The sequence below is a fragment of the Mariniphaga sediminis genome (assembly GCF_003573545.1).
Classification (GTDB): Bacteria; Bacteroidota; Bacteroidia; order Bacteroidales; family Prolixibacteraceae; genus Mariniphaga; species Mariniphaga sediminis.
Genome location: NZ_QWET01000003.1, coordinates 226,007 through 244,421, shown reverse-complemented (window position 1 = coordinate 244,421; position 18,415 = coordinate 226,007). Strand labels below are relative to the sequence as shown.

The 18,415-nt window shown below is 43.1% G+C and carries 17 protein-coding genes; 9 read left to right on the top strand and 8 right to left on the bottom strand.

Annotated elements, in window-relative coordinates; all coding sequences use genetic code 11:
- Positions 1-5: 5 nt before the first annotated feature.
- From D1164_RS05350 to D1164_RS05335, 4 genes are all read left to right on the top strand, one after another.
- The gene (locus tag D1164_RS05350) at positions 6-902 is read left to right on the top strand and encodes a DUF6807 domain-containing protein (RefSeq protein WP_119348924.1); all 897 of its coding nucleotides are present in this window, start codon (positions 6-8) and stop codon (positions 900-902) included.
- A 12-nt stretch (positions 903-914) separates the two neighbouring features.
- Positions 915-2,288, top strand: a complete 1,374-nt coding sequence (locus D1164_RS05345) for a Gfo/Idh/MocA family protein (protein ID WP_119348923.1) — start codon at positions 915-917, stop codon at positions 2,286-2,288.
- Positions 2,289-2,384: 96 nt separating this feature from the next.
- The gene (locus D1164_RS05340; protein WP_119348922.1) at positions 2,385-3,746 is read left to right on the top strand and encodes a BNR-4 repeat-containing protein; all 1,362 of its coding nucleotides are present in this window, start codon (positions 2,385-2,387) and stop codon (positions 3,744-3,746) included.
- Positions 3,747-3,923: 177 nt separating this feature from the next.
- Positions 3,924-5,333 carry a putative oxidoreductase C-terminal domain-containing protein gene (locus D1164_RS05335; protein ID WP_119349050.1) on the top strand — a complete coding sequence of 470 codons (1,410 nt, stop codon included), beginning with the start codon at positions 3,924-3,926 and terminating at the stop codon, positions 5,331-5,333.
- 147 nt (positions 5,334-5,480) lie between these two features.
- Here D1164_RS05335 and D1164_RS05330 read toward each other — a convergent pair whose 3' ends face one another.
- The gene (locus D1164_RS05330) at positions 5,481-5,987 is read right to left on the bottom strand and encodes a M50 family metallopeptidase (RefSeq protein WP_119348921.1); all 507 of its coding nucleotides are present in this window, start codon (positions 5,985-5,987) and stop codon (positions 5,481-5,483) included.
- A 12-nt stretch (positions 5,988-5,999) separates the two neighbouring features.
- Entirely contained in the window at positions 6,000-6,572 is a 573-nt protein-coding gene (locus D1164_RS05325; protein ID WP_119348920.1) for a uracil-DNA glycosylase family protein, read from the bottom strand.
- 334 nt (positions 6,573-6,906) lie between these two features.
- Here D1164_RS05325 and D1164_RS05320 point away from each other — a divergent pair, with 334 nt between their 5' ends.
- Positions 6,907-7,596: an SIR2 family NAD-dependent protein deacylase gene (locus D1164_RS05320; RefSeq protein WP_119348919.1), complete on the top strand. Its 690-nt coding sequence runs from the start codon at positions 6,907-6,909 to the stop codon at positions 7,594-7,596.
- Entirely contained in the window at positions 7,597-8,217 is a 621-nt protein-coding gene (locus tag D1164_RS05315) for a porin family protein (protein WP_119348918.1), read from the top strand.
- A gap of 7 nt (positions 8,218-8,224) precedes the next feature.
- On the opposite strand, the gene D1164_RS05310 is transcribed toward D1164_RS05315, so the two are convergent.
- From D1164_RS05310 to D1164_RS05300, 3 genes are all read right to left on the bottom strand, one after another.
- Positions 8,225-8,650 carry a globin domain-containing protein gene (locus D1164_RS05310; RefSeq protein WP_119348917.1) on the bottom strand — a complete coding sequence of 142 codons (426 nt, stop codon included), beginning with the start codon at positions 8,648-8,650 and terminating at the stop codon, positions 8,225-8,227.
- Between the two features lie 56 nt (positions 8,651-8,706).
- Positions 8,707-9,579 carry an AraC family transcriptional regulator gene (locus D1164_RS05305; protein ID WP_119348916.1) on the bottom strand — a complete coding sequence of 291 codons (873 nt, stop codon included), beginning with the start codon at positions 9,577-9,579 and terminating at the stop codon, positions 8,707-8,709.
- 65 nt (positions 9,580-9,644) lie between these two features.
- Positions 9,645-10,346, bottom strand: coding sequence for a ComF family protein (locus tag D1164_RS05300; protein WP_119348915.1), 702 nt, complete (start codon positions 10,344-10,346; stop codon positions 9,645-9,647).
- Positions 10,347-10,851: 505 nt separating this feature from the next.
- On the opposite strand from D1164_RS05300, the gene D1164_RS05290 reads away from it, so the two are divergent.
- From D1164_RS05290 to gcvH, 3 genes are all read left to right on the top strand, one after another.
- Positions 10,852-11,412 (top strand): TetR/AcrR family transcriptional regulator, encoded by a 561-nt coding sequence (locus D1164_RS05290; protein WP_119348913.1) that lies wholly within the window; start codon positions 10,852-10,854, stop codon positions 11,410-11,412.
- A gap of 60 nt (positions 11,413-11,472) precedes the next feature.
- Positions 11,473-12,720 carry a beta-ketoacyl-ACP synthase II gene (gene fabF / locus D1164_RS05285; RefSeq protein ID WP_119348912.1) on the top strand — a complete coding sequence of 416 codons (1,248 nt, stop codon included), beginning with the start codon at positions 11,473-11,475 and terminating at the stop codon, positions 12,718-12,720.
- A gap of 270 nt (positions 12,721-12,990) precedes the next feature.
- Positions 12,991-13,371, top strand: a complete 381-nt coding sequence (gcvH, locus tag D1164_RS05280; RefSeq protein WP_119349049.1) for a glycine cleavage system protein GcvH — start codon at positions 12,991-12,993, stop codon at positions 13,369-13,371.
- Positions 13,372-13,494: 123 nt separating this feature from the next.
- Here the strand turns inward: gcvH and D1164_RS05275 are convergent, their stop codons facing one another.
- The 3 genes from D1164_RS05275 to D1164_RS05265 all read right to left on the bottom strand — a co-directional run bounded on the left by D1164_RS05275 (position 13,495) and on the right by D1164_RS05265 (position 18,325).
- Positions 13,495-16,050, bottom strand: coding sequence for an adenosylcobalamin-dependent ribonucleoside-diphosphate reductase (locus D1164_RS05275; RefSeq protein WP_119348911.1), 2,556 nt, complete (start codon positions 16,048-16,050; stop codon positions 13,495-13,497).
- 316 nt (positions 16,051-16,366) lie between these two features.
- Positions 16,367-17,602 carry a 3-deoxy-D-manno-octulosonic acid transferase gene (locus tag D1164_RS05270; protein WP_172594345.1) on the bottom strand — a complete coding sequence of 412 codons (1,236 nt, stop codon included), beginning with the start codon at positions 17,600-17,602 and terminating at the stop codon, positions 16,367-16,369.
- Positions 17,603-17,635: 33 nt separating this feature from the next.
- Entirely contained in the window at positions 17,636-18,325 is a 690-nt protein-coding gene (locus D1164_RS05265) for a lycopene cyclase domain-containing protein (protein ID WP_119348910.1), read from the bottom strand.
- Between the last annotated feature and the right edge of the window lie 90 nt (positions 18,326-18,415).

Below are 18,415 nucleotides of genomic sequence, written 5' to 3'. Positions count from 1 at the left end.
AAAGTATGCTAAAAAAAACGCTTTATCTGATTATCATTCTTTTTGCGGCTTCGGAAGCTGGAAAAGCCCAGCCAAAAGTTACCGCCGAACAAGTTGGCGATAAAATTGAATTCAGGGTAAACGGAAACCTGTTTACCAGCTACATTCTTTCTGAATTTGAAAAGTACCCGTTCTTTTTCCCGGTGAATGGCCCGTCGAATGCCTCCGTAACGTCCATGCGCAATGCCAATTACCCGCACCACAGCTCACTCTTTTTCGGCTGCGACAAGGTAAATGGAGGAAATTACTGGCAGGAAGGGTTGGAACGCGGGCAAATCATCTCGCTCCGGGCTGACATTCTTGAAACCGGCAATAAAAAAGCCGTTGTTGAAAATGAATGTATCTGGAAACGGCCTGGCGCCGATGCACCCATCAAAGACAAACGCAGAATCACGGTTTCTGTTCCATCGCCCGAAAAATTCCAAATCGATTTTGATATTGTAATGGAAATGCTGATAGATGTGACCATTGACAAAACCAACCATTCGCTGTTCAGCGGAAGAATGGATCCCGATTTAGCGGTGGTGAACGGCGGAACAATGGTTAATTCAGAAGGAGAAACCGGCGAAAAAGGCACCTTCGGAAAACGCTCCGCATGGATGGATTACTCCGGCAAACGAATGGGCAAAACTGAAGGAATGGCCATTTTGCAACACCCTTCCAACGAATGGTTTCCGGCCCCCTGGTTCACCCGCGATTACGGATTCTTCTCCCCTACGCCCATGTACTGGCCTGAAAACGAAAAAAACATCACCTTAAAAAAGGGAGAACAAATCGAACTGAGATACCGGGTAATCGTTCACTCCGGGAACCACAAAGAAGCAAAGATTGCAGAAGAATTTGAAAAGTATAAATCAGAATAAAAGGAGAAAACAATGGAAAGAAGAAATTTTTTAAAAAATACGACCCTTACGGCTACCGGAACATTAATCATCCCAACCATTGTTCCTTCGTCGGTTTTTGGGAAAAATGCCCCCAGTAATAAAATCCATGTTGGTCAAATCGGGTGCGGCCGAATTGCCCGAAGCCATGATATGGCTGAAACATTAAAATACGACGTGGCCCGGATGGTAGCTGTCTCAGATGTAGACAACAAACGTATGGCTGACGGGAAAAAACTTGTGGAAGATTTTTACAGGGAAAAAACAGGAAGCTCCAATCCCATTGATGTAAAAATGTATACTGACTACAAGGACATGCTTTCCGACAAGAACATTGATGCAGTAGTCATCAGTACGCCGGACCACTGGCATGCACAGCCCGCCATTGAAGCAGCACTGGCCGGCAAAGACATTTACCTGCAAAAACCCACCTCGTTAACCGTTGAGGAAGGACGTTTGCTTAGCGACATGGTTCATCAGCAGGGGGTAATTTTGCAGGTAGGTACCCAGCAACGCTCGTGGGCACAGTTCAGAAGAGCTGCCGAACTGGTTCGCAACGGACGGATAGGGAAAGTACATACCGTAAAAATCGGGTTACCCGGCGATCCATCCGGACCGGTTTTCCAAATCGGACCTGTTCCTTCCAGCCTGAATTTCGACATGTGGCTCGGATCTACTCCTGAAGTTGAATACAAAGAAAACCTGGTGCATCCGCAAAATGATTACAGTCGCCCGGGATGGCTCAGACACGAGAATTATGGCGCCGGAATGATTACCGGATGGGGACAACACCATTATGACTCCGCAGCCTGGGGAATGGATACGGAATTCACTGGTCCCATTTCAGTGGAAGCCATTGCACAGTTTCCAAAATCCGGAGACTGGAATGTACATGGGGATTTTATGGTAAAACACGAATACGAAAACGGAATAACCGTTTACACCAGCGGCGGTTTCCCGAACGGAATCCGCTACATTGGAGACAAAGGCTGGATTTTTGTGACCCGTGGAGCGTACCGTGCCACAGCAAGTGATCCCATCCCGGAAGGCAGCACTAAAGCGCTTGATGCCAGCGACCCGGAAATCTTAAAATCAAAAATTGGAAAAGATGAAATCCACCTTTACTCCAGTGAGGAGCAACACGGGAACTGGCTCGATTGTGTTCAGTCGCGCAAACAGCCCATATCTCCGGTAGAAATCGGGCACCGTGCCTGCACGGTTTGTCTTATCAGTCACATTGCAATGAAAATTCCCGGGATTCTGAAATGGAACCCTAAAACCGAAAAATTTTCTGACAACGACCTGGCCAACTCCATGTTAAGCCGGCCTCAAAGGTACCCGTTCGGTACAGAATACATCAGAAGATAGTTAGTAAAATATTTACCCTGTAAAACCCAATATATCAAGGGAAAATCAGGCATTGCAAATTTTTATATTTACTTTGTGACTTTTAATTCAAAGGCTATGTTTAGAAAGAATATTACACTGCTATCCATTTGTTTACTGATACTTGGCGGACTGACAAACTGCGGCCAGAACAACAAATCAGCCGGCCAGAAGGCAGACCACGCAACTTCTGATTCCGTGCAGACTTTAACCGACAATGGGGCCTGGTGCTGGTTCTCCGATCCCAGGGCCATTTATTATTCTGACAATCAGATTATAACCGGATGGGTAAAAAATGATGGTTCTGTAGAAATTGCCTCACTCAACCTTGAAACTCAACAAAAAGAGTTTCAAAACATTTACCCGCAAATGGAAATTGATGATCACGACAATCCGGCATTTACCGTTTTACCTGACGGAAATGTGTTTACGATGTTTGCCTGGCATTCCTCAAAAAAAGGAATCATCTATAATCAAACGACAGAAGGCGCTGATATCAATACATTTGGAAAGAACGTGGTGTACATGCCCAGAACAGAGGAACTTCTGAAACAGTTTCCACATGAAACCTACACTTACGCCAATCCTTACATTTTAGAAAAAGAGAACAACAAGCTTTTCGCATTTGGCCGTTGGATTGGGTACAAGCCCAATATGATTATTTCCAGCGACAATGGAAATACCTGGGAAGAACAATACGTGGTAATCAGCAGTAAACCATTCGATGCCAACAACAGGCCTTATGTAAAATACTATTCTGACGGGCAGTCAAAAATCCACCTGGTTTTCACCGACGGTCATCCGCGTGTAGAACCTGAAAACTCTGTGTATTATTGCTATTACGAAAACCGCGCTTTCTGGCGGGCCGACGGCACAAAAATCTGCGACCTGTCCGGTTTACCTTTTACCACCCATGACGCCTCCTTGGTTTACCAGGCCTCCGAAGAACAGGGAAGGGCCTGGATTGCCGACATTGTAGAAAAAGATGGCACTCCGTTTATCCTGTATTCGCGGCACCCCAAGGAAACCGATCACCGCTACCACTATGCCTACTACAATAAGGCGGAAAAAAAGTGGGAGGATGTTGAAATTTGCAAAGCCGGCAAATGGTTTCCGCAAACTCAACCTGGCGAAACTGAAAGGGAGCAACACTACATGGGAAACATGACATTCCATCCTCTTAACCCCAACACAGTTTACCTTTCAAGAGAAGTAGAAGGAACCTTCGAAATTGAAAAATTCAAAACAAAGGACAGTGGAGCTACATGGGAAATAACACCCATTACAACACATTCTGTTTACGACAATGTGCGGCCCTATGTGCCAAGGTACCAGACTAAAAATGCCAAAACGGTCATTCTCTGGATGGAAAATAAAAAATACATTCATTACACAAATTATGATTCCCAAATTAAATATTATATAGACCCGGAATTGTAAAACATTCGATGACTGGATAGTATTTTAAAACACAACAATTTCGGATAGACAAACCATTATAGAAGCAACCTTTTCAAAAGGGCTGAATAAATCAACGATACAGACCGCAGGGATTCAAATAAAATTTTAATTTTGCATACTGTGTACGTTCACGGAATCAATATAAAAGTTACCATAATGAAGAAAATATCGTTTTTTATGCTGGCTGCCGCAATTATGCTCTCGGCATGTTCAGGTGGAAGCAAACAATCAGAAACTCAAGAAACCAAAAGTATGTTTACAGGAGCTAAAGGAGAAGTAAAACTGATGACCCTTGACCCGGGGCATTTTCACGCTGCCCTGGTACAAAAATCTATGTACGATCAGGTAGATCCGGTGGTGCACATCTATGCGCCCGAAGGATCCGAACTGCAAAGTCATCTTAAACTGATAGAGCGTTTTAACAACCGGGCCGAAAACCCAACATCATGGGAATCTGTAGTGTACACCGGTCAGGATTTCTTTGAGAAAATGATCAGCGAAAAACCCGGTAATGTAATGGTTACAGCAGGGAATAATGCGGAAAAGACAGATTTTATTCTGAGAACAGTGGAAGCCGGCATCAATGTTCTTGCCGACAAACCCATGGTCATTTCACCCGATGAATTTCCTAAACTGGAGCAGGCATTTAAAGTAGCCGAAGAAAAAGGGGTTATGCTTTACGACATTATGACTGAACGGTACGAAATTACCACCATGCTTCAGCGTGAACTATCCAACGTCCCGGAGGTATTTGGTACATTAGTGGAAGGAACACCTGAAAATCCAGCCATCACCAAAGAAAGTGTACACCACTTTTTCAAACACGTTTCGGGCAGTCCGCTAATACGCCCGGCCTGGTTTTTTGATGTAAATCAGCAGGGAGAAGGTATTGTAGATGTTACCACCCACCTCGTTGACCTTGTACAGTGGGAAGTATTCCCGGAAGTTACCCTGAAAAAGGAAGATGTAAATATTGTTTCCGCCCGGCGCTGGACCACCGATCTCACTCCGGAAATGTTTCAAAAAGTTACACAACTCGATAAATACCCGGATTACCTTCAAAAAGATGTGGAAAATGACATTTTAAAAGTGTACAGTAACGGCGAAATCAACTATAAATTAAAGGGTATTCACGCCAAAGTTTCTGTCATCTGGAATTATCAGGCTCCGGAAGGTGCAGGCGACACGCACTACTCCATTATGCGCGGAACAAAATGTAACCTTATTATTAAACAAGGAGAAGAAGAAGGGTACAAACCCAAACTTTATGTCGAAGCTACTTCTGAAGAGGGATTGGATACATTTGCCGGCGGACTGGAAAAAGCGGTTAATCAGGATTTGGCTGCCAAGTTTCCCGGCGTTCAACTGAAAAAGCTGAATGACAACCGCTGGATGGTGGAAATTCCAGAAAAATATAAAGTAGGCCACGAAGCCCACTTCGGACAGGTAACACAAAAATACCTGCAATATTTAGCCCAGGGAAAAATGCCCGAATGGGAAGTTCCTAACATGATTGTAAAATATTACACTACAACAGAAGGGATGAAAGCAGCTATGAATCAATAATTCAGGCTGACTCGCGCCGTACTTCAAAAAATATTAAGATGAAAAGCTGCCTGTTCGGGCAGCTTTTTTCATTTTCTTCATATCCCCGTAATTCTGCTTCGTCTTTTTCCACACAAGGCATCTGTAAAAACATTCCGGAATAATTCTTTACCCCAAACCGCTACTTACCAGATAGTACAGCACCAGCGCATAAATTAAATCAAACCAAATAAGGTAAAGGCTGTTGGCCAGCCAGATAACCAACGCAAACGGATAACCAAATGCAGCCAAAATATTATGCCGGATATGCCGGTTGGTATCGCGCCATAAACTCTTTGCATCTGTATTACTCGGAAAAGCGTTCATTGCCACTGAAACCCCCAACCAGAAAAACAAAACCTGCTGCCACACACCCATAGTTCTGTTTGTAGCCAAATCAAAAAAAAGAAGAGCGAACAATGTTCCTGTTATCAGTGGCCCGGTGGCAATAAAAAAAGACTGGATAAAATTTTTAGGCCGCTCATGAATTACATATCCGGAAGGATTTCCAAACCGGAAGTAACACACCTTTAACACTCTCACCCCCGTAATATCGCAAAAAAACTTGTGACCAAACTCATGAAAAATCACGCCCGCAAAAGTGAGCGACGAAACTATTTTTCTAAGGCGAGTCATTACCCTTCGTTTTTATGCCAATGCTTCTTTTATCCTTCTCTGAAATTCGGGAATAACCTGTTTCCCAAACCACTCATTCTTCGCCTGCCAGATATTGTTCCGGGGCGAAGGATGCGGCAACACAAAATAGTCAGGAAGGTATTCATCGAAACAACGAACAGTTTCGGTGAGGGTAACTTTCACGCTGTTTCCCAGATAGTGGGCCTGGGAATACTTTCCTATCAGGATGGTCAATTTCACTTCGGGCATTAGGGTAAGCAACTTTTCGTGCCACAAAGGGGCGCACTCCTTTCGCGGCGGCAAGTCGCCCGATCTTCCCTTCCCCGGATAACAAAATCCCATGGGAATCAGGGCGATTTGCTCCGGATCATAAAAAGTTTCTTTATCCACCTGCATCCAGTTACGCAGGTTGTCCCCGCTTTTGTCGCCCCAGGGAATTCCGCTTTTATGAACAATCAGCCCGGGAGCCTGGCCCACAATCACAATTTTACTTTTTTTATGCGCCGTCAATACAGGACGGGCACCAAATTCCAAATGCGGTTCGCATACAGTACATTTCGATATTTCCTGCAAAAGCTGTTTCATTTTTTATATAAGGAATAACTTCTCACTTTGTTTATCCCCTCAATCAATTCAGAATGAACGACATTTCTTTTTTTCGATTGGTTCTTTAAACGGCTCTGTCAATTGTATATTTCAGGAAAACAAAAGTATAAAATTCATTCGGGACCAGTGTCCGTTTCTGTTAGCGGCTATCCGGATTCTACCGGTCGAACAGGGAGGCCGTTTTTATTTCAACAGGTGTCCCTTAGCCTGCTTACAACCATCCAATCCTACACCTTTGGTATTCATCCCGGCGTTTTGAGCCATATTTTGTTTTACACATTTTCCCTATCTTTAAGCCTGAAACTTTTAGTGCATGAAGAAAAAACTGGTCATACTGTCCGGAGCGGGGATGAGTCAGGAGAGCGGGCTGAAAACATTTCGCGACATGGGAGGGCTGTGGGAACAGTACGATGTAACCCAGGTGGCCAGTCCGGAAGCCTGGCTGCAAAACCCGGAACTGGTGCTGCGTTTTTATAACGAACGGCGCAAACAACTTTGGGAGGCCAAACCCAATGCCGGCCACCGGGCCATTGCCGAACTGGAAAAATGGTTTGATGTAGATGTCATCACCCAAAACGTGGACGACCTGCATGAACAGGCCGGCAGTTCCCGCGTGCTGCACTTGCACGGCGAATTGCGCAAAGCCCGGAGTACAGCAGACCCGAATCTGGTTTATACCCTGCAGCACTGGGAACTAAAACTAGGAGACACCTGTGAAAAAGGGAGCCAGTTGCGCCCTCATATTGTTTGGTTTGGCGAGCCGGTCCCTGCTATTGAAAAAGCGATACTCATTGCACAGGAAGCAGACATTTTTGTTGTGGCAGGAACGTCACTGGCGGTTTACCCGGCAGCCAGCCTTATTCATTTTGTTACTCCCGGAATACCCGCTTTTGTGATTGACCCGGATAGTCCAAAGGTAAACCAAAAAGACGCTGTTTATATTCAGGAAAAGGCTGTAAAAGGAATTGAAATATTAAAATCGAAACTGGAAATATTAAAATAAATGGCAAAAAAAATTGTAATCCCGGCGCTGTTCCTGTTGCTGTTTCAATGGGTTTCGGCACAACGCTTCGAAGGAGGTGTACTGGCAGGTTTTAATGCAACACAGGTAGAAGGTGACAATTTTAAAGGGTTTCACAAACCGGGTATACTGACAGGCTTTTTTGTACAAACCGATCTGGCCCCGGCTGTTTTTGCAGGAATGGAAATTAAATATTCCCAAAAAGGATCGCGAAAAAAAATAAACCCCAAAGACCCTGATCCGGAAAAGTACATCATGCGGCTGGGCTACGTGGACATTCCACTCTTTGTGGGTTTTCGCACCAACGACCGCGGGGCAATTCTGGCGGGGGTATCTGCAGGTTACCTTATCCATGCCATGGAGTACGATGAATACGGTGAGTTTCCCGTTCAGGATCAGCACGCCTTCAACAACCTCGATTTACAACCATTCCTGGGATTCCAGTTCGGCTTGCTCGACCAACTGAAACTCGACCTGCGTTTTGCTTTGTCTGTACTGCCCATTCGTGGCCAGCCTGGTGATAATGCCACCAGCTACTACTGGCTGAATAACCAGTTTAACAATGTTATTTCGCTGGCGGCATATTATAATTTCAGAAGATAACCTGTTTTCAGGAATTGACCATCCACTTCGAAAAAACATCAAGGTAATTCCAAAATGACCGGGCTACGTCCTCAGGCAAATCCAATTTCCGTAACGCTTGCCGGTAAAGGTCGAGCCATACCTCACGCGCTTCGGCCGTGATTTTATGCGGCAGGTGGCGCTTATACATCATGGGGCGCCCGCGGTTGCGGTTGAAATACATGGGGCCGCCACAGATTTGTATAAAAAAGTCGGAAGAGTTTTTTTTTGCCTGATCCAAACCGACTGTATTCTGTGGAAACAGATGTTTTATCTCGCTCTCTGCCAGCAGATCGTAATGATCGCTCACCAACGCGCGGATACCTTCTTCTCCCAAAATATGGAACATTTCATGTGAAGGAAGTGATACTTCAGGGCGTTGTCCGGGAATATGTTTACTTATTTCGAATTTCATTTTCTATTATATTCAATCAAAAGAAAGAACAAACAGAAAACAAAGAGGTTGAATAATTATTGAATTGGGATAAATATTTCTGTGAGCAGCTTCTCAGGTTCCGTTTCTCCCGGGTCATTCAGGTACTTCTCAAATGCAGGCACATTCCTCAGTTCTTTCCCACTTTCAGGCAACCATTTACCAAAAATATAATCGTAACTATCCATAAATTTTTCATAAGGCCCTTTATGCGTAAATACTGCAAATTTCCCTCCGGCTATTTTCTGTACTCCTATTTCACCTTCGGCCTTAACCTCATCCGAAACCACAATGCAGGCATCGTAACGTAACTTCTCCACATCTGTTATATTCGGGTCATCATGACTGATTCCAATAAATTCAGTTTTTGGCCCGTACAACTTTTTTGCATCTGCAAACGCACATACTTTTTCCCATGCTTTTCCTGCTCCTGTTTTGTAATCTCCCAATACCTGGGCATAAATCACATCTTTACTTTCTAATTCAACTTGTTTTGGTTGTTGACTTGTCAAATTTTTCATCTCTTTAAATTTTAAGTTTGAATTTTTATTTTCCCGAAGGAGTTCATTATTTAACCGGTATTCAGCGGGTGATATTCCAAAACGTTTCTTGAATGCCTTATTGAAGGAAGACGGGTTTTCGTAGCCCACCTTTAGCGCAATGACACCTATATTATCATTGGAGTAGCGAAGAAGGGTCACCGAAGTTTCCAATCGTAAGCGAATGATATACGCCATCAGCGGCTCGCCAAGGTAAGCGCGCATAATCCGGTGAAAATGAAAGGTGGAATAGTTGCCTAACTGTGCCAGACCCTCCAAATCGAAACGCTCATCCAAATGGTTACTAATATGATGAAGGATATTATTTATCCGTTCGTAATAATAATCCTGGGTACTTTTTTTCACATTCATTTTTTACCGAAATAATTTTCATCCAAAATTACGGCATTCAAACGATTGTTATTTTTCCTCTTTTGCTAAAAACTGGCAAATGCCAGCGTGGCGACACTCACCCGGGTTCCCCGGATTTTTAAAAGCTCGGTAGCACAAGCCTCAAGAGTAGAGCCTGTGGTAACTACATCATCAACTAACAGAATATGTTTGTTCTCAAATGTCTCCGGAGCATTTACCCCGAAAATATCTTCCACATTTTGCCACCGTTCAAAACGGCTTTTCCGGGTTTGGGTGGAGGAGAACATCTTACGAAACAAATTTTCAGAGATGACGGGTTTCCCCATCGAATCTGCCATTCCACGGGCAATCCATTCGCTCTGGTTAAACCCGCGTTCTTTCTGTTTACGGGGGTGCAACGGAACCGGGACCAACATATCAACAGCGCTGAAACTGTCAGACTCGGCCAAAACATCGCCAAACCGCAAACCCGTTTCAAAACCAAGCCCTTTCAATCCTTTGTATTTAATAAAATGAATGAGCTTCTGGTAACGGCTGCCTTTCCGGTATTGAAAATACGAAGTGGCCCCTTCAAGTTGTACCCTCCCCCAAAAAAGTTGCGCCACTTTATTGTCTGAGTCGTGGTGAAACCGGCACACAGGCAAATCGAGCCAGCATTTCAGACAAACATATTTTTCCTGTGAAACAAGGCGTTCGCCACAAGTAATACATAACGATGGATACAGCAAACCCAGCAAATCATCAAAAGCATTGAGCAGCCTGTTCATGCGAAGGAATTTTCAAAAAATTAAAATTATTAAACCGGCTTTTAACAAATAAAAATACATTTTTTTGAAAGCTTTTCTAAAAATTTGCCAGGATATATCATTCCGGAAATGACAAAAAATGTGTTGACCAGGGAATTGGATACTACAGCAAAAAATTCGTCGCTTGTAACAGTTGAAATAACTTTGACCCGTCTATCCAGTTTGGAATCACTTATTACAATGGGCCTTAAAGAAGGATGTGCCTCCGCTCTCGAAAATCTCAATAGACTTGTGAACAGCTTTTAAGACTTTATCACAACAGCATTATGCACTCTTTTCAGCCTATGCTGAAAAGGTGCCTGATATTGGTTAACTTTAATATTTCTCTTATCCATCCTGCATTCCTCAACACGAATAAAAACTAAACCCCTGACAAACAACACCCTGTAGTCAACACGAGTGATATATTTTGAATTTTACTTATTAGTAAGTATATTTGCCGTTCTAATATGTAGAATAGCAAACTATGTCGATTACCCGGGAGAAGATATTGGAGTTAGGTGAAAATCTTATACGCACAAAGGGATACAACGCTTTTAGTTATCAGGACATATCAACAGAAATGGGGATAAAAAATGCAGCAGTGCATTACTATTTTCCCACAAAGGCCAACCTGGGCACCAGCATTGTAAAAACGAACATTCAGCGTTTTGAAGAGATGGTTGAAAACATGCACTCGCTGGGTTTTGATGAATGGAAGCAACTCGAAGCGTTTATTAAAATTTATGTAAAAAGCCGGCGTGAAAATAAAAAATGCCTGGTGGGCTCATTAGGCCCTGCCTACAATACACTTGACGGGGCTACCCAAACAGAATTAAAAAAAATGATCGATATAATTATGAAATGGCTAACCCAAATACTTGAATCAGGAAAGGCAAAAAATATTTTTGCGTTCAAAGAAGATACCCAGAGCAAAGCGTTGGCAATCTTCTCGGGTTTGGTAGCCAGTTTACAAATTCACGGTATTGTTGAGAAGGTAGATTATAAAACTTACAGCCAGTCTATTCTCGATAATTTGAGGCCCTGATTTTTTTTGAGATATATACTTACTTACTAATAAATAGATTTCACACTAAAACAGCATAAAATGAAACGAGCAGTTATAACAGGAATGGGAGCCATTACTCCAATTGGGAACAGTGTTCATGAATATTGGAATAATCTGTTGCAAGGGAAAAGTGGAGGAACGGCCATAACCCGGTTTGATACCACCAACTACAAAACGAAAATTGCCTGCGAGGTTAAAAACTTTAACCCACTGCAATACATGGACAAAAAAGAGGCCCGGAAGACGGATCTCTTCACGCAATATGCATTAGCCGCCACCTCGGAGTGTATGGAAGATTCTCAACTGGATTTGGGAAAGAGCAATCGGAACCGGATAGGCGTCATCATGGCAACCGGAATCGGCGGGATGATCACCTTCGAAGACGAAGTCCTGAATTTTGGACGAAACGGAGAAAACCCCCGGTTCAGCCCGTTCTTTATCACCAAAATGATAGCTAACATGGCGGCAGGACAAATCTCTTTACGCTACGGGTTACATGGAATAAACTATGGAGTGATATCAGCCTGTGCGTCATCGAATAATGCCATTGCCACTGCCCTGGACCTAATCAGGCTTGGGCGTGCAGATATTATAATTGCCGGTGGCAGTGAAGCTACTATTTCAAAAGTGGCCATTGGCGGTTTTAATGCCACCAAAGCATTGTCTACCCTGAACGATTCGCCGGAAACGGCATCACGTCCATTCAGCCAGGATCGCGACGGTTTTGTGCTGGGCGAAGGAGCTGGGGTGCTCATGATTGAAGAGATGGAACACGCCCAAAAAAGAGGGGCAAAAATTTACTGCGAGTTAGCAGGTTATGGCGCAGCGGCCGATGCTTACCATGTGGTTGCCACCCACCCCGACGGACTGGGAGCCAAACTGGCCATGGAAGAGGCACTTACTGACGCGAAATTGAAGGAACAGGATGTGGATTATATCAATGTTCATGCGACCTCCACACCCGTTGGAGACATCAGTGAATGTAAAGCAATTGCTGATATTTTTGGTAATTCACTGGAGAGTATTCACCTCAGTGCCACCAAGTCGATGACCGGCCATTTACTTGGCGCTGCAGGAGCGGTTGAATCGATTGCCTGTGTTCAGACCATCGTCAACGGCAAAATTCCTCCTACCATCAATGTTACGAAGGTTGATCCTGAAATAAATCCTAAACTAAATATCACGCTCAACAAACCGCTTGATAAAAAAGTGAACATTGCATTGAACAACACTTTTGGGTTTGGCGGCCACACGGTAACCACTGTTTTCAAAAAATATAATCTGTAAATAAGCGACTCTCGCTGCCGCCTCTTTATTCGCGGATCAAACTGGCGGTGACATCTTTGTTCGAATGGCAACCTGATTTCAGAACAGCCCGCTACATACGGGAACAGGCACTTTGAGCCGGAAGAAAAATGATCAACTTTTTCTGTTATCCACCACCTGTAAATGGTAGGTCTCACCAAAATAAGACATAAATCAGGGAATTGGATAAAGTTTGAAAGTCTGATTTCAGTAAAAAGTATTAATTTTGACAAGAACTTAAAAACAGGAAATATGAAAATACCAGCAGAATTAAAATACACCGAAGACCATGAATGGATTCGTGTGGAAGGAGATTCAGCCATTGTAGGGATAACTGACTTTGCCCAGGGAGAGCTGGGCGATGTAGTTTTTGTTGAAATCGAAACAGAAGGGGAAGAACTCGACAAAGGCGAAACTTTTGGAACTGTTGAGGCAGTGAAAACGGTTTCTGATTTATTTATGCCGGTGGATGGCGTAGTCTCCGAAGTAAATGAAGCCCTGGCTGATGAGCCGGAGTTGGTAAACAAAGATCCATATGGAAAAGGCTGGATGATTAAAATTAAAATCAGCGATCAATCAGAACTGGAAAATTTACTTTCTGCAGAAGACTACAAAAGAATGATTGAAGCTTAAAAGCAGGAATTGAAAAAAGAAGTAAAAAATAAATATCATAAAAAAAAACAGGATTGAAATTCAATCCTGTTTTTTTTTTATGATACTACCCCAAAAGGCATCTTTTTCAAAACAAACAGATTACTATCCGCATTTTGAAGAGCCACATGACAAGCATGTGAGGCACCCTTCCTGGTAAACCACCTCATCGGAACCACACTCTTCGCACAAGGCATCCTCTGCCAGTGTTCCGTTGGGAATATATTTTTTCAATGTGCGCGCCACTCCGGCTTTCCACGAATTGATTGTTTCATTATCGAGTTGCAGACTGGTTACCAACTCTACTACTTTATGAATAGGCATTCCGTGACGCAACGTACCGGAAATCAGCTTGGCATAGTTCCAGAACACCGGGTTAAATTTGTACGAAAGTCCTTCTATCGTAGTTTTGTAGCCCCGTTTGTTCTCATACTGAAAATCGTACCGGGAGTTTCCTTCGCTGTCATAACTCTTAATAATATAACCACTTGTAATCGAGCGTGGAAGCAAAATACCATCTTCGTCATCTGACAACCCGGTGAATATTTCGTAGGGTTTACCATCCATAATCCCCATAAAGGCAATCCATTTTTCTTTGTTATTCTGGAACCGCACCACTTCTGCATCCAGTTTTTCCGGACGCTTGGTAGGAAATCCTGTTTTTTTCTTTTCGGAGCCGCTGTTTGAAACAAGAACGCCGGATCGCGATCCGTCACGGTAAACAGTTACACCTTTACAACCGCTTTTCCATGCCTCAAAATAGAGCTGACCTACCAACTCTTCCGACACATTGGACGGCAGGTTAATGGTTACACTGATGGAATGATCAACCCATTTTTGTATCCTGCCTTGCATCCGCACTTTCGAAAGCCAGTCCACATCATTGGAGGTTGCTTTGAAGTAAGGCGATTCTTTTACCAGTTCATCCAGTTCTTCCTGTGAGTATTCACGATTGATATCGTGCCCCTTGGCCTCCATCCATGTTTTAAACTTATGATGAAACACGGTATATTCTTCCCAGTGGTCGCCTACTTCATCTACAAAATCAACACGCACATCTTTATCGCCCGGGTTCACTTTACGACGGCGCTTGTAAACTGGCAGAAACACGGGTTCAATACCCGAAGTGGTCTGTGTCATCAAACTGGTGGTTCCGGTTGGCGCAATGGTAAGCAGCGCAATATTCCGGCGTCCGTATTTTGCCATATCCTCGTACAAACCGGGATCAGCCTCTTTTAAACGGTTAATGAACGGATTATCTTTTTCTCTTTCCGCTTCGTAGATATTAAACGAACCGCGTTCTTTAGCCAAAAAAGTTGAAGAGCGGTAAGCTTCCAGGGCCACTGTTTTATGGATTTCTTCCGAAAAGTCGGTGGCAATATCACTCCCGTACTGTAGTCCCAGTGCGGCAAGCATATCGCCTTCAGCCGTAATACCTATTCCGGTTCTACGTCCTTCGTTCGCCTTTCTCTTAATATTTTCCCATAGTTTCTTCTCCACAAACTTAATTTCCTCATCTTCGGGATCGGCTTCTACTTTCTCAAGTATGGCATCAATTTTTTCCAACTCCAAATCGATGATGTCATCCATAACCCGCTGCGCGTAATGCACATGTTCCTTAAACAGATCGAAGTTAAATTTGGCCTTCGATGTAAACGGGTTTTCCACGTAAGAATAAAGATTAATAGCCAGTAACCGGCAGCTGTCATAAGGGCACAGTGGGATTTCACCGCACGGGTTGGTTGAAACGGTCCGGTACCCTTTGTCTGCATAACAATCCGGCACTGATTCCCGGATGATTGTATCCCAAAAAAGAATTCCCGGTTCAGCCGATTGCCAGGCATTTTTCACAATTTTATTCCACAACTTTCCTGCATCAATTTCCTTTTTGTACAGTGGTTTTTTGGAATAAATAGGGTAAGTTTGCTCGTAGGCTTTACCTTCTTCCACTGCCTTCATAAAATTGTCTTCCATTTTAACCGACACATTGGCGCCGGTAACCTTACCCTGCTCCAGCTTTGCATCGATAAAACTTTCAGAGTCGGGATGTTTTATGGAGACCGAAAGCATAAGCGCTCCCCGGCGTCCATCCTGCGCTACCTCACGTGTAGAATTGGAATAACGTTCCATAAACGGAACGATACCTGTTGAGGTTAACGCTGAGTTTTTTACGGGCGAACCTTTAGGTCGGATGTGAGAAAGATCGTGCCCCACTCCGCCACGGCGTTTCATCAATTGTACCTGTTCCTGGTCAATTTTCATGATTCCGCCATACGAGTCTGAATCTCCGTCGTTTCCTACCACAAAGCAGTTGGAGAGGGACGCCACCTGATAGTCGTTGCCAATCCCTGTCATGGGTCCTCCTTGTGGTACAATGTACCTGAAATCCTTTAAAACGTTGTAAATCTCCTGCTCAGTAAGCGGGTTAGGGTACCGCTTTTCAATCCGCGCGATTTCTTTTGCAAGCCTGCGGTGCATATCGTCTGGCGTACGTTCAAAAATATTCCCGAAAGAATCTTTCAAAGCGTATTTATTTACCCATACCCGGGCAGCCAAATCATCTCCCTTGAAATACTCGAGAGAGGCTTTTACCGCTTCTTCCTGCGAATAAATTTTTTTACCGGCGGCGGTTGTTTTTACTGATACTTCTTCAAATGCCATAGTGTCCAGTTATAATATTTATAGTACTTTTATTTATTCTAAATTTTGAAAAGGTCCCTGCTCTGAAATTGTGTAACGCAAGATAAAACAGAAACCAAAACACTCGTATACTTTTACGATTAAAAAAATGAAAAGTTATCAACTTTGAATTGTTATTGTGCTCTATTACAGAATATTGACCTGTTACTTCAACAAAAAAGTTTACAAAAAGTGGTCATTTTTTGGGATTCGTCAGATTTTTTTTAATAGAATTTTCGGATGAAAAAAACCAATTTTTCAGGGAAAAAAATAACAACAAAATACGTGCAAAAAAGGGCTACTTGTTAAAAACTTTCTTTAGGATAAGATTTGTGGATCCCACGTTTTTTTCTACGTAATTTTTGCAAACATCCGATGCACCTTCCAATCTACCGGACTTTGATAAAAAATCGTTCAGGGTATGCTCCAATTCACTAAAATTATTAACCGGCATTGCACCTCCCAATTTTTTTAATTCTACTGCCTCTTTAAACCTTTCGTAATTCGGGCCAAAAATTACAGGAAGCCCGAAAGTAGCGGCTTCCAAAATATTGTGGATGCCTACGCCAAAACCACCTCCGATATAAGCCAGTGTTCCGTACTGGTAAAGAGAAGAAAGCAGCCCTACAGAATCAATTATCAACACCTGAAAACGGTCTATCTCATTTTCTCCGGCTTTACTAAACCGTATGTGCGGATTTTTCAACAATTGCTCCAATCTGTTCATATTTGCAGAGGTTACCTCGTGGGGAGCAAAAACAACTTTCAGTTCCGGGTGATTGTTAATAAACTCTGCAAGTAGCTCCTCATCGGGCTTCCATGTACTTCCGGCAACAAGTAGCGGTTGTTTGCCTTTAAACTTTTCAACAACAGGAATTTCTTTTGCAGAATGGGCAATGGTAGCCACACGGTCGAAACGGGTATCGCCGGAAACGGTGAAATTGTTTAGCCCGATTGACTGAAGCAATTCCCCGGATCTTTCATCCTGCACAAAAAAATGTGAACAATGAAATAACATTTTCCGGTACCATTTACTCCAGTTGTCCTTTTTAAAAAAACGTTGGTTTTCGCGAAAGATAGCCGAAACAATGTACAAGGGAATATTTTGTTTTTTTAGCTCGCCTATAAAAAAGTGCCAGTACTCATATTTAATAAAGAATGCCTTTTCAGGCTGTACCAGACGAATAAATTTTCGGGCATTTCTATTTGTGTCAAGCGGAAGGTACATCACAATATCTGCCAATTCGTAATTTTTCCGAATTTCATAGCCGGAAGGCGAAAAGAAGGTAAGCAAAATCCGGTACTCCGGGTACTGTTGTTTGACCGCTTCAATCAGCGGACGCCCCTGCTCGAATTCGCCCAGCGAGGCACAATGAAACCACAAATACCGGGCGTTGTTTTCAATCTTTTGCGCCAGCTTTTTTTGCCAGTTTCTCCGGCCTTTTACAAACAGACTGGCTTTGGAATTAAAAGGCGACGCAACCCTGACAAACAGGGAATAAAAAAGAATGCCGGTTCTGTACAAAAATTTCATGCTCAACAAAGTTTTAAGAGATGTTTGGAATGACTAAAAGAAACGCTGTTTTTTAAGGTACTCATAAATGGTGATATTCATTATCAGAAGCAGAAAATGGTAAAAGAAATTCTCTACCGGAATAGAAAAGAAACGAATACCCAGTAAGTGAATCTCGTTATATTCTACCACAGGAAGTGCAGTAAGAATACCATTTACAAGCAAAACCGGAACAAGTGAAATGAGCCATGTGAGGTAAAACTTGGTAAGATGTTGCTTAAAACGATTCCTGAAAATTGTGTACCCAAAGTAAATTGAAAGCAGGAAAAAGGTAAAAAATGTGTACAGTTTTTGACGGGCAAACCAGGCAAGCAGTACAAAAATAACCAGCAACACCAGGCTTACGGCCAGAAAAAAGTTGGGTTTTTCAAACCGGGCCAGTTTTTCATTTAAATATTCGTATATAAAAACACACAAATAGGGTATTACTAAAAACGAAAGCCACTCTTCAAGAGGAAGGTTCCTGATATAAACACCCGTTACATATTCCGGATTAAAACTCCAGATTCCGAGTTCTGTAAAGCGCAAATCCCACAAAACAAATATTGCACCTGAAAAAACAATGGAAGGAAGCAGGTACTTCAGCCGGGCAAAAAAACGTAATTGATTTTTGAAACCAAAAGCCGGTGGGATTACCAGCAAGCCCAGTAAGAGCAACAGGTAGGTGAAATTCTTAACATCCATAATCGGCTATTTCGGGCAAAGGTAACCGAAAAAATTAAACCGAGGAGGCGCGAAGAGGCAAAACAAAGTTACCTGCCTCTTCGTGCCCTT

What these genes read in the sequence shown, in the direction of transcription:
- D1164_RS05350 (WP_119348924.1), top strand. Translation starts at nt 6, where the DNA reads ATGCTAAAAAAAACGCTTTATCTGATTATCATTCTTTTTGCGGCTTCG.
- D1164_RS05345 (WP_119348923.1), top strand. Translation starts at nt 915, where the DNA reads ATGGAAAGAAGAAATTTTTTAAAAAATACGACCCTTACGGCTACCGGA.
- D1164_RS05340 (WP_119348922.1), top strand. Translation starts at nt 2,385, where the DNA reads ATGTTTAGAAAGAATATTACACTGCTATCCATTTGTTTACTGATACTT.
- D1164_RS05335 (WP_119349050.1), top strand. Translation starts at nt 3,924, where the DNA reads ATGAAGAAAATATCGTTTTTTATGCTGGCTGCCGCAATTATGCTCTCG.
- D1164_RS05330 (WP_119348921.1), bottom strand. Translation starts at nt 5,987, where the DNA reads ATGACTCGCCTTAGAAAAATAGTTTCGTCGCTCACTTTTGCGGGCGTG.
- D1164_RS05325 (WP_119348920.1), bottom strand. Translation starts at nt 6,572, where the DNA reads ATGAAACAGCTTTTGCAGGAAATATCGAAATGTACTGTATGCGAACCG.
- D1164_RS05320 (WP_119348919.1), top strand. Translation starts at nt 6,907, where the DNA reads ATGAAGAAAAAACTGGTCATACTGTCCGGAGCGGGGATGAGTCAGGAG.
- D1164_RS05315 (WP_119348918.1), top strand. Translation starts at nt 7,597, where the DNA reads ATGGCAAAAAAAATTGTAATCCCGGCGCTGTTCCTGTTGCTGTTTCAA.
- D1164_RS05310 (WP_119348917.1), bottom strand. Translation starts at nt 8,650, where the DNA reads ATGAAATTCGAAATAAGTAAACATATTCCCGGACAACGCCCTGAAGTA.
- D1164_RS05305 (WP_119348916.1), bottom strand. Translation starts at nt 9,579, where the DNA reads ATGAATGTGAAAAAAAGTACCCAGGATTATTATTACGAACGGATAAAT.
- D1164_RS05300 (WP_119348915.1), bottom strand. Translation starts at nt 10,346, where the DNA reads ATGAACAGGCTGCTCAATGCTTTTGATGATTTGCTGGGTTTGCTGTAT.
- D1164_RS05290 (WP_119348913.1), top strand. Translation starts at nt 10,852, where the DNA reads ATGTCGATTACCCGGGAGAAGATATTGGAGTTAGGTGAAAATCTTATA.
- fabF (WP_119348912.1), top strand. Translation starts at nt 11,473, where the DNA reads ATGAAACGAGCAGTTATAACAGGAATGGGAGCCATTACTCCAATTGGG.
- gcvH (WP_119349049.1), top strand. Translation starts at nt 12,991, where the DNA reads ATGAAAATACCAGCAGAATTAAAATACACCGAAGACCATGAATGGATT.
- D1164_RS05275 (WP_119348911.1), bottom strand. Translation starts at nt 16,050, where the DNA reads ATGGCATTTGAAGAAGTATCAGTAAAAACAACCGCCGCCGGTAAAAAA.
- D1164_RS05270 (WP_172594345.1), bottom strand. Translation starts at nt 17,602, where the DNA reads ATGAAATTTTTGTACAGAACCGGCATTCTTTTTTATTCCCTGTTTGTC.
- D1164_RS05265 (WP_119348910.1), bottom strand. Translation starts at nt 18,325, where the DNA reads ATGGATGTTAAGAATTTCACCTACCTGTTGCTCTTACTGGGCTTGCTG.